The 14,878-nt window shown below is 49.7% G+C and carries 7 protein-coding genes; all 7 read left to right on the plus strand.

From position 1 onward, the window contains the following. The first annotated feature begins 214 nt into the window (after positions 1-214). The 7 genes from C7379_RS06340 to C7379_RS06370 all read left to right on the plus strand — a co-directional run bounded on the left by C7379_RS06340 (position 215) and on the right by C7379_RS06370 (position 14,876). Positions 215-3,358 carry a SusC/RagA family TonB-linked outer membrane protein gene (locus C7379_RS06340; RefSeq protein WP_116616574.1) on the plus strand — a complete coding sequence of 1,048 codons (3,144 nt, stop codon included), beginning with the start codon at positions 215-217 and terminating at the stop codon, positions 3,356-3,358. A 25-nt stretch (positions 3,359-3,383) separates the two neighbouring features. Next, complete coding sequence (locus C7379_RS06345) at positions 3,384-5,120, plus strand: RagB/SusD family nutrient uptake outer membrane protein (protein WP_116616524.1); 1,737 nt, start codon at positions 3,384-3,386, stop codon at positions 5,118-5,120. 36 nt (positions 5,121-5,156) lie between these two features. Then, positions 5,157-6,188: a DUF5017 domain-containing protein gene (locus C7379_RS06350; protein WP_116616525.1), complete on the plus strand. Its 1,032-nt coding sequence runs from the start codon at positions 5,157-5,159 to the stop codon at positions 6,186-6,188. 25 nt (positions 6,189-6,213) lie between these two features. After that, complete coding sequence (locus C7379_RS06355) at positions 6,214-9,243, plus strand: chondroitinase family polysaccharide lyase (RefSeq protein ID WP_207773404.1); 3,030 nt, start codon at positions 6,214-6,216, stop codon at positions 9,241-9,243. Positions 9,244-9,277: 34 nt separating this feature from the next. Further along, the gene (locus C7379_RS06360; protein WP_116616527.1) at positions 9,278-10,129 is read left to right on the plus strand and encodes a hypothetical protein; all 852 of its coding nucleotides are present in this window, start codon (positions 9,278-9,280) and stop codon (positions 10,127-10,129) included. Positions 10,130-10,146: 17 nt separating this feature from the next. Next, positions 10,147-12,591 (plus strand): DUF4955 domain-containing protein, encoded by a 2,445-nt coding sequence (locus C7379_RS06365; RefSeq protein ID WP_133241877.1) that lies wholly within the window; start codon positions 10,147-10,149, stop codon positions 12,589-12,591. Positions 12,592-13,331: 740 nt separating this feature from the next. After that, positions 13,332-14,876 (plus strand): S8 family serine peptidase, encoded by a 1,545-nt coding sequence (locus tag C7379_RS06370; protein ID WP_116616529.1) that lies wholly within the window; start codon positions 13,332-13,334, stop codon positions 14,874-14,876. Positions 14,877-14,878: the final 2 nt, after the last annotated feature.

Genomic DNA, 14,878 nt, shown 5'->3' on the forward strand with positions numbered 1-14,878 from the left:
AAACAAGCTAATACGCTGATACAAGCAATATTAACTTTTGCGTTTGTACAATATCTGCATTATTTTGTACAAATGTCATACATGTTTTACAGATTATAGGCTTATTTTTGCATTAGCATTACCTGAACGCCAAAAATCAAAACCTAAATATATAATGTATATGAATAAGCAAAATCTTAAATTCGCAGAGTTAAGATTCTGTGCCATCTTGCTGATGCTTTGTTTCTCAGCAACGGTATCTTACGCTCAATCTCTTGTAAAGGGAATTGTGAAAGACGAAACGGGCGAGACCTTGCCGGGTGTCACGGTGACCGTAAAAAACACCACTACAGGCACCATCACCGGCTTGGACGGTTCGTTCTCATTAGACATCAAAACAAAGAAAGCCACGCTGACTTTCTCTTATATCGGATATGAAAGCGTGGAAAAGAGCGTCGTGCCTGGCGACAATGTCAACATAGTGATGAAAGAAGACCACAAGTTGTTGAACGAAGTGGTCATAGTGGGTTATCAAGAGGTGCGAAAACGCGACCTCACAGGTGCTGTCGCCAAAGCTGACGTGAAAGAGCTAATCAGTACCCCCGTAAGCTCGTTCGACCAAACTTTGGGTGGCCGTATCGCTGGTGTGAACGTGAGTTCGGGCGAGGGCGTGCCGGGTGCCAAGATGAATATCGTGATACGAGGCAACAACTCGCTCACCCAAGACAACTCTCCCCTCTATGTTGTAGATGGCTTCCCGGTGGAAGACCCATCCATAGCGAGCAGTATCAACCCAGCTGACATCGAGTCGGTAGACATACTTAAAGATGCGTCAGCATCGGCCATATATGGTGCTCGCGGCGCCAATGGCGTTATCATCATCACGACCAAGAGCGGCCAAGCTGGCAAGCCTAAGGTTCAGTATGACGGTAGCATAGGTTGGCAGACCATAACGCGCAAGATACCAATGATGGATGCGTACCAGTTTGTGAGGCTGCAGAACGAGATGTACCCAGAGAAAGCCGCGGATACTTACCTCGCGAAACACGATGGCAAGCAGTGGACATTGGATGATTACCGCAACATTGAGCAATACAACTGGCAGGATATGATCTTCAAGGCCGCCCCCATACAGAGCCATAGCGTGAGCATCAACGGAGGCGACAAAGGCTTGAGATACAACGCATCACTGTCGTATTTTGATCAAGACGGTATCGTGATTAACTCCAACTACAACCGCACGCAGGGACGCTTGGGCACCACGATAGACAAAAACAAACTCAAGGTGAGCCTGAATGTAAACTATTCGCAGACCAACCAAATGGGTGCCTCGCCATCGCAAGCGTCTTATTCGGGTATGAACAACCTCTTTTATAGTGTGTGGGGCTATCGCCCAGTAACACAACCGGGCCTGCCTCTAACATCACTGCTGGAGAATGCCACCGATGAGGATGTGAACAACTCCAACGACTACCGCTTCAACCCCTATATGTCGCTCAACAATGAGTATAACAAACGAAACAACACATATATACAGTTCAACGGATTTCTACAATATGAAATCATGAAAGGACTGAGACTGAAGGTTTCGGGCGGATATACGGATGCTCGTTGGAACTTGGACAACTTTAATAATTCCAAGACACGCTACGGCGGAAAGACATCCATCGAGAAGGTGAACGCACAGGTGACACGCTACAAACGTGCCACATGGCTGAACGAAAACACCCTGACCTACCAGACAAACCTGAAAAAACAACACTTTTTCAACACGCTGTTGGGTTTCTCTCTCCAAAATTCTGACTATGAGTTCTATCAGTTTAAGACCATCAACATTCCCAATGAGAACCTCGGAATGGCAGGCATGAGCCAAGGCACGCCCACCCGCACCTCCTCGACGGCATCGAGCTGGGCAATGATGTCTTTCTTCGGACGGCTCAACTACAACTACAAATCAAAATATTATGGCAATTTCACCATGCGCGCGGACGGCAGCTCCAAGTTTCGTGGCAAGAACCGTTTCGGCTATTTCCCATCGGGCTCATTGGCTTGGAACTTTACAGAAGAGCGCTTCTGGAACCCCATACGAGACGTGGCGAGCAACGGTAAGCTGCGCCTGAGCTGGGGATTGACGGGTAACAACCGCGTGGGAGAATATGACACATACGGCATTTATGAGCTACTGAAAGACGCCAACGGCAACCTTGCCAATTTAGGCACAGTGCCAAGCGGTGTGTATCCTTATGATAATGATGACAGGAACGTAGGTATGGTGCCCCTTACTATACCTAACAGGGACCTTAAATGGGAAACAACAGAACAGTGGAACTTGGGTCTCGACCTTAGTTTCTTGAACGAGCGCATCAACATGACGCTCGATTTGTACAGCAAGTCTACACGTGACTTGTTGCTGATGGCCAGCTTAGCTCCCTCATCTGGATTTAACTGTGCCATGAAAAATATTGGCAAAGTGAGAAATCAAGGATTGGAGTTTACGCTTAACACCGTCAACGTGAAAACAAAAAAGTTTGAATGGACCAGCAATTTCAACATAGCCTTTAATAAAAACAAGGTGATGGCGTTGGCTGAAAACCAAAATTCACTGCTCACCTCGGCGCAATTCGACCAAAACTTCAATACCCAAACCAGCTATATCGCAAAGGTGGGATACTCCATGGGAGCCATGTTTGGCTATATATACGACGGCACTTACAAGTACGACGACTTCAACAAGTCGGGCAATTCGTACACGCTGAAAGCCAATGTGCCGCACTTCGCATCCGAAAATAATACACAGCCCGGTATGCCAAAATACCGTGACATTAATGGTGACGGTGTCATCAATGACGATGACCGCACCATGATTGGCAACGGCCTGCCCATCCACACGGGTGGATTTACCAACACTTTCACCTATGATGGCTTTGAATTGAGCATGTTTTTCCAGTGGTCTTACGGCAACGACATTCTCAATGCCAACCGCCTCATGTTTGAAAGCTCATGGAACAAGGCTCGCGAGTTGAACCAATATGCAAGTTATGCCGACAGATGGACAGAAGAAAACCCCACCAGCGACATACCCCGAGCCACCACTTCAAGCTCTAACCGCGTGTTCTCTACGCGTGTGATAGAAGACGGCTCGTTCTTGAGACTCAAGACATTGACATTGGGGTACACCCTGCCAAAGACCACAACAAGTCGCTGGGGTATAGACAAACTGCGCTTATACCTCGCCGGACAAAACCTGCTCACATTCTCGAGCTATTATGGCTACGATCCAGAGGTGTCAATTCGAGACGGCGCTTTGACCCCAGGCCTTGACTTCTCGGCCTATCCTCGCGCTCGCAGCGTAAGCTTTGGCGTTAACCTTACTTTCTAAATTATCCATCCAAACTCATTCAAATATGAAATACTTTAAGTCTATTATATTAATCATGGCTACGGTAGTTGGGCTTGGTTCGTGCAGCTTTCTCGATAAAGAGCCGACCAGAACCACCTCGAACAACTACTTTAACAACGAAACAGAGGCCGAGTCTTTTCTTCGAGGGGTCTACGCCATACTAACGCAGACATCGTTTTACGGCAACCAATATTTTTATCTTGTGGGGGGCGACGACCTCGAAGCCTACGGAGGGCCAGGACGCGCGCCAAGCAAAGAAGGATTGATTTCTAACAACGCAACAACCAGCGACCCCGCAGTTTATACGTTTTGGTACACGCTTTATTCGGGTATCAATCGTGCCAACATCTTCTTGGAAGAGATAAACAAAGTGTCTGACATAAACGAAAAGAACAAAAAAATATACTCTGCCGAGGCTCGTTTCTTGCGCGCGTTCTACTATTTCAATTTGGTACAGTGCTGGGGCGATGTTCCTTTCAGGACCTATTCCACACAAACAGTGGTAGGATTGGACATCGAACGCACCCCAAAAGCCAAAATATACGATTTTATTTGCAAAGAGATGGAAGAGAGTTCCAACGACCTTCTAAAAGCCTCCAGCATCGCGTATCGCCCCGGAAGAGTGACCAAAGAGACCGCTTGGGGTATCTTGGCCAGAGTGTACATGTTCAGAGCAGGCGAACACTATCGAGACAAGACATCGCCAGACAAGGCTAAAATAAAAGAATATTTCAAGCAGGCAGGACTCTTTGCGTCTAAAGTGAAAGACGAAGGAGGATTTAGCCTTGCCCCCAACTATTGGGACTTTTTCATCGACCAGTGCGCCAACCGATATAATTCCACTGCCAATGAGAGTATGTGGGAGGCTGAATTTACCGGTAACTACTCTACAGATATTCGCACGGAGGGTCGTGTAGGCAATATCATAGGCATTCTGGGGCCCGACCTTTCGAGCAAAACTGAGCTTACTGGCAAGCTTGATCCGGGATTTGGCTACTGCTTCTTCTGGAGCACACCCAAGCTATACGAGCTGTATGTCGCTAACGGAGATACCAAGCGTATGAACTGGAGCATCGCACCATTCACCTACACCGAGTCTGTAAAGGGCAAGGGAGTGGACGGCCGCCTATTCGAAAAGGGCAAGTTAGAAGAGGTGAAAGGTCAGTATTATAACCAGTCATTCTCTTATGGCGACACCAATTCCAAGGCCAAAAAGGGCGACCGGGAGAAAACCTACGAGACCAAAGACTATGACCTGGCGTGCGGAAAGTGGCGTCGTGAATACGAGGCCGACAAAAAGAACAAGAACTTTACATCCATTAACTTCCCTATCTTGCGTTACGCTGACGTGCTGTTGATGATCGCAGAATGCGAGAACGAGGTGAACGACGCACCCACGGCAAAGGCTTACGAGTGCATCAACGCGGTGCGCCGCCGCGCGGGTATCAATCCGTTAGAAGAAGGAATGACCAAGGACGAGTTTAGACAGGCTGTCAAAGACGAGCGCGCCATGGAACTGTGCTTTGAGATGACACGACGCTTTGACCTCATTAGATGGGGCGAATACGTCAAGAATATGAATGCCTTGGCACCGCGCGCACAAAGCGGAACCAACTGGAAATTTGGCCCAAGCAACGTGTACACGTACTATCAAATATCCGATGCGTACAACTATTTCCCCATCCCGGCCAACGAGATAGCGGTCAACAAGCTTATCAACAAAAACAATCCCGGTTGGTAAAAACAAATATTCTGTTCACATTCAATTTAAAATGTCATGAAAATAAGCAAATATATACTATTCTCCGCGATAGCAGCGATGTTCGCAGCGTGCAACAATGAGCTTACCGAAGAGGCTATGTTGAACGTTGACGTGGCGCAAAACGAGAACATTTCTAAGATAAACGACACTTTCGTCGTCAAGAAAGGACAGCCCGTGCAATTCCTTTTCGCGGGCGATCCAGATAACATATCTTTCTTCAGTGGCGAGGTTGGCCATGAGTTTCAATACAGAGACCGTGACCAGGTTTCGCCCGAAGACATCACTTCGTCCAAGCTGACCTTCTCGGTTTGGGCGCAATATGGCAACGGAGAGTGCACGAAGAATGTGCTGAAGATGATGATTTCGGAAGATTTCGCGGGCTTGAATAAAAAAGATTTCAACGCCGACTCCATGTTGGTTGAGGCCCACAAGTGGAAAGACTTGGTGCCACAGGCAGAGCTTCCACAGGCACCGGGTAACGCCAAGGGAGCGCTATCTTACGAGATCGACCTCAAACCCTATCTGGGAAAACGCTTTGCATTGGCCATATCCTATACCGGACACAGCAACAAGGCTGCCCAACCTCGCATGAATTTCGTGGATATGAAGATAGATAACAAGTTGAAAAACGGAACAACCTCTACCCTTTATGCAGGTAATTTCGGTTTCACGCCCCTCAATATGATGTGGCGACACAACTTGAAAGACCAGAAAAACATGAAAGACAACAGGGCTTACGGCACCGTTACCAACAACATGAGTGGCATCTGGAACCTGGAAGACGCAGGCAAAGGCAACTTCTTTATCCACAGTTCAGGCAGCGGTGCCCCCCTCAAATACAGCTGGCTTGTGTCCGATCTTATCATGTCCAATGCCTGCTCGCCCGATCAAGGCATGGCCATCAAAAACATCACCAAGGCTCTCAACAGCTATTCCCACACCTATAACAAGACGGGAGAATACAAGGCCACGTTCGTAGCCACCAACAGCAACTACAAGCACGAGTCAAGAGTTATCCGCGAAATCAAGGTTAAGGTCGTGGATTGATAACAACATTTTATTATCAATAAGCATGAAAAAAACAGTTTCTATCATACTTTTAGGTGCGATCGGTTGGCTCTTTGCACCCATGGGGGCGAAGGGTCAGCTCTTCGACGACCCAAGGATGTTCTCTTTCGAGAACGAGAAAGATTTGCAATCGGCGCAAACCGTCAAATCGAGCGTGGAACTTTCGACCGCCCATTACAAAAACGGCAAGAAGTCATTGCAATGGAATTACTCTCCCAACGCGACTCTCAGCCTTAAAAGAGACCTGCGGTTTGAGCCTAAAATAAAGGGCGATAGGGACAACTATCTCTCGGCTTTCATCGTTTGGGTGTACAGCGAGAAGCCCCAACCGGGCAAAACCATTACCTTCCAATTTCTCAAAAACGGCAAACTTTGCACCTCGTTTCCCTTTGGCATCAACTTCAAAGGGTGGCGGGGCGCATGGGTATGCTATGAGCGCGACATGCAGGGCAAACCCGAAGTGGGCATGGACGAAGTCAAGATAGTGGCCCCCGACACCAAGGGCACGCTCTTTTTCGACCATCTCATCACCGCCATCAAGGTGGATCCACGACAGCAAACGGCCGACTTGCAAGTGCCTTTCGTCAACAAGAAAACCAAGAATCACTGGTTGGTGGTGAACCAAAGTTACCGCATACAGCCCGACATCGCCTTGCAACCTGTCACCGACGAACAGCGACGCGACATCAAGAAGATGGAAGACAAGTTCCGCTCCATCATCTACACACCCGCAAAACTCTATCCCAAGCAGATGGATGAGATGCGGACGCAATTCGCCAAATATCGCATCAGCCGCAAAAAGGGCGTCATTTCTGGCATGCCGATATGGTTTGTGCGCCATGCCGAGGCCTACGAGCGAATGATTCCCAATTGGAACAAGGACATGTTGACACGCACCGGGTTTGAGATGGCCGACTATTTCAAGCTCATGCAACGCATGGCCATTGGCTATAACAATGCCACCAACGAGACAGACAAGGCCGCATTGAAGGATATGTTCATGCTCATGTACGATCATATCACTGACCAAGGCGTTACCTTTGGCTCTTGCTGGGGCAACATTCATCATTATGGTTACAGTCTCAGGGACATGTATATAGCCTACTTCCTGATGAAAGACGCACTCAAAAAAGAGGGCAAATTAGACGAGGCCGTAAAGACCATGCTATGGTATGGGCAAACCAACAAGCTCTATCAAAAACCGGTTGGCAATGGCATTGACATGGATACGTTCAACACTTCGTCAGTGGGATGCATGTCGAGCATACTTCTCATGGACGACTCTCCGGAGAAAGTGAGATACCTTCGCTCGTGCAGTCGTTGGCTTGATTGGGGATGCCGACCTGCCCCCGGACTGGCCGACGCATTCAAGATTGATGGCTCTGGCTACCACCATTGCAACAATTATCCTGCCTATGCGGTAGGAGGCCTCAACGGTGCGACGCAGATGATTTACATCTTGAGCGACACACAGTTTGCCGTTGGCGAGTTAGCACACCAAACAGTGAAGAACGCTTTGCTAGCCATGCGTTTCTATTGCAACAAGCTGCACTTCCCACTCGCCCTATCCGGTCGCCATCCTGACGGCAAAGGTAGGCTCACACCCATACACTATGCCTACATGGCGATGGCAGGCACACCCGACAAACAGCACGACTTCGACCGCGACATGGCGGCCGTCTACATGCGTCTGGGCAACAACCCACGCTCCACATTGGAGAAAAAAACATACCAGCGGTTCCAAATCAAAGGTTGTTTTGCAGAGGAAGACCCACAAGGAAACCTCTCGCTCAGCTATGGATGCACCGCCGTACAGCGCCGCGCCAACTGGTCGGCCGTGGTTCGTGGCACAAGCCGTTATCTTTGGGGAGCCGAGCACTACGTGGGCGAGAACCTCTACGGACGCTACTTGGGCTATGGAAGCATGCAGATTATGACCGCCCCCGAGGGCGTAGACGTAACGCCAAAAACCAGCGGATGGGTTCAAGACGGGTTCGACTGGAACCGCATTCCGGGCGTAACGTCCATACATTTGCCATTCGATGAGTTGAAAGCCAAGATCAGAAACGTGGACATCTCGTCTGGCGTTGAAGAGATGTTATACTCTGACGAGGCATTCGCAGGCGGCCTGTCGCAACTTGGCGTGAACGGCAACTTCGCCATGAAGCTGCACGAGCACGACAAGTATAACGGCTCGCACCGCGCCCGCAAGTCGTACCACTTCTTCGACAGGGTTATCGTTTGTCTTGGCAGCGACATTGAGAATGACGTAGACCAATACCCCACCGAGACCACAATATTCCAATTGGAGGCCAACGATAACGCCGCCCGCAAGTATTGGCAGGGCTTCCATGACAACGGAAAATGGTGGTTAGACAATCTCGGCACGGGCTATTACTCGCCGCAAAAGGCAGAGTTCACACCCTTGGTGCTGCAAAAATCGCGCAATGAGGAGACCGGATCCGAGACCGAGGGCACATGGACATCGCTCGTCATCAACCACGGCAAGGCACCCAAGAATGCCGAATACGAGTATGCCATGATGCCTCAGGCCACCGCCGAGCAAATGGAGGCGTTCGCGCAGCATCCCTCTTACACGGTGATTGCCAAAAACAGAGACGCGCACATCGTGTCGTCCAAGGCCACCAACACCATTTCTTACGCACTCTTCGAGACCCCCAAGGGCTACCTCCCGGGCAGTTCGATAGCCCGAACGGACACCTCGTGCCTTGCCATGGCGCGCTATATCACGCCCAAACACATGATACTCACCGTGGCACAGCCAGATCTCGCACTCTATCGCGGGCCCAGCGACGATGTCTATAAAGACGGCAAGCGCGTGGAACGCAGCATCTACGGTCGCCCATGGAGAGACAATCCAAGCTTGGAGATACCCGTCACGGTCACTCTGATAGGCAAATGGAAGTTCAACGAGACAGACAATATCAAGTTAGTGGCGCAAGACAGCAAGACCACCACCATCCGATTTGTCTGCAAAGACGGCTTGAGCTACGACTTGGAACTTAATCAATAATAACACAAATACAACCATTTTTAAATTTAAGTGTATGAAAACTAAATCTTTACTCATCACCATGATGTGCGCTGTGGCCGTGACCATGAATGCGCAGGAAACGACAAAGACTTATGACTTTGCAAACCTCTCGGATGCACAGAAAGCAGAATTGACAGTTGCTGTCAATGATGGTTCATGGAAATTAGACAACAACGTCTACAAGTCAGCAGAAAGAATTGGCAGAAACAAAAAGCCAGTAGATTGCACTAACATTGCCAAGTTAGGCGGCGATCCGCTCGTTAACAAATCAAAAAAAGAGTTTTCTTTCACAAAAGGTCCGCTGTTCGCCATATATGTGGATAAGAAAAAGGAATGTAAAGCTATATATCCCAAAAAAGAAACAGGCATTGGAAATATTTGGTTCAATGTTGATAACACACAGGCATTCAAGAATGCGTTGCAACTCAACGCCAGCAATTTGGCCATCATTATCCCCGGTTTGAAGAAAGGAATGAAGGTCAGTGTGAGATATCGTTCCACAACATCCAAGGAGAACCGTTATCTTAACGGATTTAACTTTGAAGATGGACACACTTTCGTGGCACCCACAGATGCTGAACCGGGCAAGACAGATCACACCGGTGAAGGCACAGTGGCTGCAGATGGTGCTGCTTGGGTTACTTCAACAAAAGGCATATACGTTTACGATATCACCGTCAAGAATGCCTCTGGCAAAGTGTTGTCCATAGATGAGCTGAACGTCTTGACAGGCATTGGAGAAATCGAGGCTAAGACAACGGCTGATGGTAAGGCCTACGACCTGAACGGACGATATGTGGGCAACGACCTGAACAACCTGCAGAGGGGTGTTTACATCGTGAACGGCAAGAAGATCGTCAAATAATCTTGAAACATTTATCTATGAGATACAGAAACTTACTGGTATCAATACTTTTCACCACCACCCTGCCACTCATGGCGGATGGTGGTGTTTCTAACACTGCCATCGCATGGCAACAGTTTGTTAACCGATCGACCGACAACGTACTCTTGGATTTCTCCTTCGCCGGATACAAGCACGGCGAGGTGGCTCCCGCCGATGTCTACACCTTGGGTTACACCGTATACGACGTGACAAAATATGGGCTTGACGGCACCGACGATCTCTCAGACCGTGCCGCTTTTGACCGGTTGGTGGGCGAAATCAACAACAAGGCGAGAAAAAATGGCGGCCAAGCCAACGCCATCATCTATTTCCCAGCAGGACGATACATCCTACACACCAGCGCGGACAATTTCACAAACAGCGCTGGGAAGCTTGCCTCCAAGACCATCAATATCGTCGCGGGCAACCTGATTATAAAGGGCGCAGGCCGTGACAAAACCCAATTGGTGATGCAAGACCCCAACTTGCCTAAAAACCCTAAAAACATGTGGACCTCACCCACCATGCTATCTATCAGGAACAATGGTGAAAAGCCTGTCCCTGTATGGGCCAACGTGACCGCCAACGCCCCAAAGGGGAGCTTCGAGGTGGCGGTTGACGATACCAAGAACATCCACGTGGGAGACTGGGTGACGCTCCATCTCAAGAACAACGATCGCGCGCTTATCGACAAGGAGTTGTTAGGACAACCCTTGTACAAAACCATGACAAACCTCATAAACGAGGGGGTGCAGGTTGTAGACTACCATCAAGTGGCGGCGGTGGGCAACGGCAAAGTGACATTTAAGGAGCCGTTGATGCACGCCGTGGAAAGTCAATACGGCTGGACCATCCAAAACTACAAGTGCTTTGAGAATGTGGGCGTGGAGGATGTGACCTTCGTGGGCGATGCCAAACCCGACTTTAAGCACCACGGATCGTGGAAAGACGATGGCGCATACAAGCCTTTAGACATGGTCAGGCTGGCCAACTCGTGGGTGCGCCGCGTGGCGTTTCACAGCGTGAGCGAGGCCCTCACTTTCACTTGGTGCGCCAACTGCTCGGCTTACGACATCCTCATCACAGGCAACCGCGGCCACTCTTCCATTCGCTCGCAGGCATCCTCGCGCGTGTTTATCGGCAAAGTGAGCGACTACTCTGATGGCATTTACAACGACACGCGCAACGCATGGGCCAAGAGCGTGGGCCAATATCACGCTTGTGGCGTGTCCAAGCAGAGCATAGGCACTGTCATCTGGAACTGCGCATGGGGCGTGGACGCATGTTTCGAGGCGCACGCCACACAGCCACGAGCCACACTCATAGACGTATGCCGGGGCGGACTGATGCAACTGCGATGCGGTGGAGACAAATACCAGCTGCCCAACCACCTTGACGATCTCACGCTCTGGAACCTGTACGTGACCAACACGTCGCTCCAAACGCTCAAGATGCTGCCCTACCGTTGGTGGGACAACAATAACATCTGGATAAAAATGTTGCCGCCTACCATCGTGGGCATACACGGCGACTACGACATGAAATTCGCCGACGGCCAAACCAAACGCGACGAAAGCCACGGCACACCCGTACTACCCCACTCGCTCTACGCTGAACAACTGAAACAAAGATTGGGGCACGTGCCCACGTGGCTGTCAGAACTCGAGCGTGTGGACCATGTGTCGGCACTCGGGAAAACATGGATTTTCAACTTCATGGCCGACAAAGACAGGAACGCGTTTGAAACCGACGCAAGCGGCGTTGGCAAATGGCAGAAAACCACTGACAACGGCAACAACCCCGTGTTCCAAAACGCGAGCGCCATAGGTAAGGCAGGCACCGAGCCGGTAGAGGCTAAGCACTTGTCGCAATACGCCGGCAAACTCATGGTCAACAACATGGAACCCACCTTTGCGCGTGGACTGTTGTTTTGCACTTACATACCCGAGACAAAAACCGTGAAGCCTGTAAGCATAGGCAAACTGCGCATATACACCGACGCTGAGAGGCAAGCCATCAACCTCAACGCCAAGAATTTGGCCATCGTTATACCCAACTTAAAAGCGGGACAAACGGTCATCGTGGGATGCCGGTCGGTGACAAGTCAAAACCCTCGCTATCTCGACGCTCACAACCTTAATGTGGAAGAGGGCTTTGGCAACGCCGCGCCGAACAACCTGCAAGAGCAAATCTGCATCGGAAAAGTGGCCGAAGACGGCGACGTGGCCATCACCTCGAGCAATGGCATCTATGTGTACAGCATCACAATAAAAGACAAAGACGGAAACACCCTACCCACAAGCATAGGCCACACAACGCTGACGAGACGCCAACATAACCCCAATATTTACAGTCTTAACGGTCATTATCTGGGCACCAACATCGACAAATTGCCCAAAGGCTTGTATATACGCGACGGCAAAAAAATCGGTCGGCTATGACATGTGGCGACAGCCCAAGAGGTTTGGGCACAGAGATCACGCCGCAATAGAGATTAGTGACGCGAAATGCCAAATGGCATCAAGTCTGAGCAGTTTAAAATTACACTATTAGTGACCTTTTCATTGGAGGCAAACTTGCGCAAAAGCAGTTTGCCTCTTTTTGTTTTTCGCAACGAAGCAAACTCGTATTTGTCAAATAATAGTCACAAAAAACGATACCCAACACACGACCATTACAGAGTCTGAAAACCGTGCGAACTCATCAAAAAACAAGTTGCGGTGACACAGTCATAGCGATGACAGCATGCGATTGGTACCGATAGGCGACGCAATCAGGTTGCAAACGCGCCGCGTTTCGAGCCTAATCGACTCGCCATTAAGCCTTAAACGCATGCCGATTAAGCCTTAATGGCAAGCCCACAAATGTTTTTCAATGACAGGTTCGCATACAAAACAACGTAACCTTCTAAATGATAGGCAGTTGCGAAATATGCTCATTTTTCGTGTATTTGCGAGCGAAAGGTCGGCTGCTTGCAAATACGCGAAGCACGAGAGACCTTTTGTCCGTTTTTTTTGAGGATTTATTGCAAACAGCGTTTGCAATGTAAGAAAATGTGAGTAAAAAAACATAAAAACATGATTATTTACAAATAAACAGGCGAAAAAGTAGGAAAATCATTTTATTATAGCTAAATTTGTATTTTTTTATGATGCTTTACGCTTTTTATTAAGTATATGACATGAAAAAAATAGGTATTCTCTTGATTTTGGGCGCGTGTTTCACGTCCGCCCTCTCGCAATCAAAACAAATAAGAAATTACGCCGGGTGGCACAAGCTGTGCGGTGAGAACCTGCGTGGAGCCAACACAGAGGCGGCAAGAATATACATGGGTGAACGATGGTTTGGCAACAAAAAAAACATCGTTGTCGGTGTTATAGACTCAGGCATAGACACCACCCTTGAGAGCGTTCGGCCCGCCCTATGGTCTAACTCCAAGGAGAAACCAGATGGCAAGGACAATGACGGCAATGGCTACGTGGACGATTTGCACGGCTGGAACTTCCTTGGCACGGCCGATGGAACATTCAACATGACCTCCGCGGGCACCCAGGAGTTCAGGGAATTTAAGCGTTTGTACCCAAAATACAAGCATGTCAACGCCGAAGAGATGGCAAACAACGCCGAATACCAATATTATCTGGCCATGCGCAAGGCCGCGAGCATTAACGGATATTTGAAGGCTTACGCCTTTGCACAACAAAAAGCCATGGCACGCCACGCCATAGACTCGATCGTACAAGCCATGCCGGGCATCGACGCCGATACCATGAGCGTGACAAACGTGATGCGACTTGACGTGAACGAGCCTCGATGGGAGAGTTGGGTGAGCACGCAGATAGCAGACATCGTGCGCTCCGGAGGAAGCATGAGTTGGACAAAGTTCAAGCAGAGGCAGCAAGCGGCACTGCAACTCATGCAAAATCGAATTGCCAGCATAGAGCGCGACATTGACAAGCGCACCCTGATGGGTGACAACATGAACGACGCAAGCGACATCCACTATGGCAACAACACGCTCACGGTGGATGGATGCGAGCACGGCACGTTCGTGGCTGGCATCATCGCCGGACAAACGCCAGACGACAAACGATATGAGGGCATCTGTCCCGAGGCCAAGATTATGACGATCAGGATTTGTCCCGACGGCGATGAGTATGACAAGGACGTGTCCACGGCCATACGCTACGCCGTTGACAATGGCGCCAAGGTCATCAACATGAGTTTTGGAAAATACACCTCGCCACAGGCTGACATGGTGAACGATGCCATCGCCTACGCGGCGCGACACGACGCGCTCATCGTGCAAGCGGCAGGCAACAACCACAAGGACACAGACCGCACGAACTACTTCCCGACAGCGGTGGACAAACAGGGACGGCGCTTTGACAACTACATACGCGTGGGAGCGACGGACATGCATGGGCGCGTCTCAAAAATGTCAAACTATGGAGCGCGAAACGTTGATATTTTCGCGCCGGGCGAGTACATCGCATCCGTATTTCCAGGCAACAAGAAAGACCTCTCGCAGGGCACCAGTTTGGCCGCGCCGGTGGTAGCCGGCGTAGCGGCAATGATACGTTCTTATTTTCCAAGACTCACCGCCACAGAGGTGAAACACATTCTCATGGAGAGCGCCTCGCGCATGGACGAGCAAGGGCTGTCGGTGTGCAACGGCATTGTAGATGCGTTAGCGGCTGTGAAAATGGCACGACAATACAAATAGGA

It is taken from the genome of Hallella colorans (assembly GCF_003096815.1).
In the GTDB taxonomy this organism is placed as follows: Bacteria; Bacteroidota; Bacteroidia; order Bacteroidales; family Bacteroidaceae; genus Prevotella; species Prevotella colorans.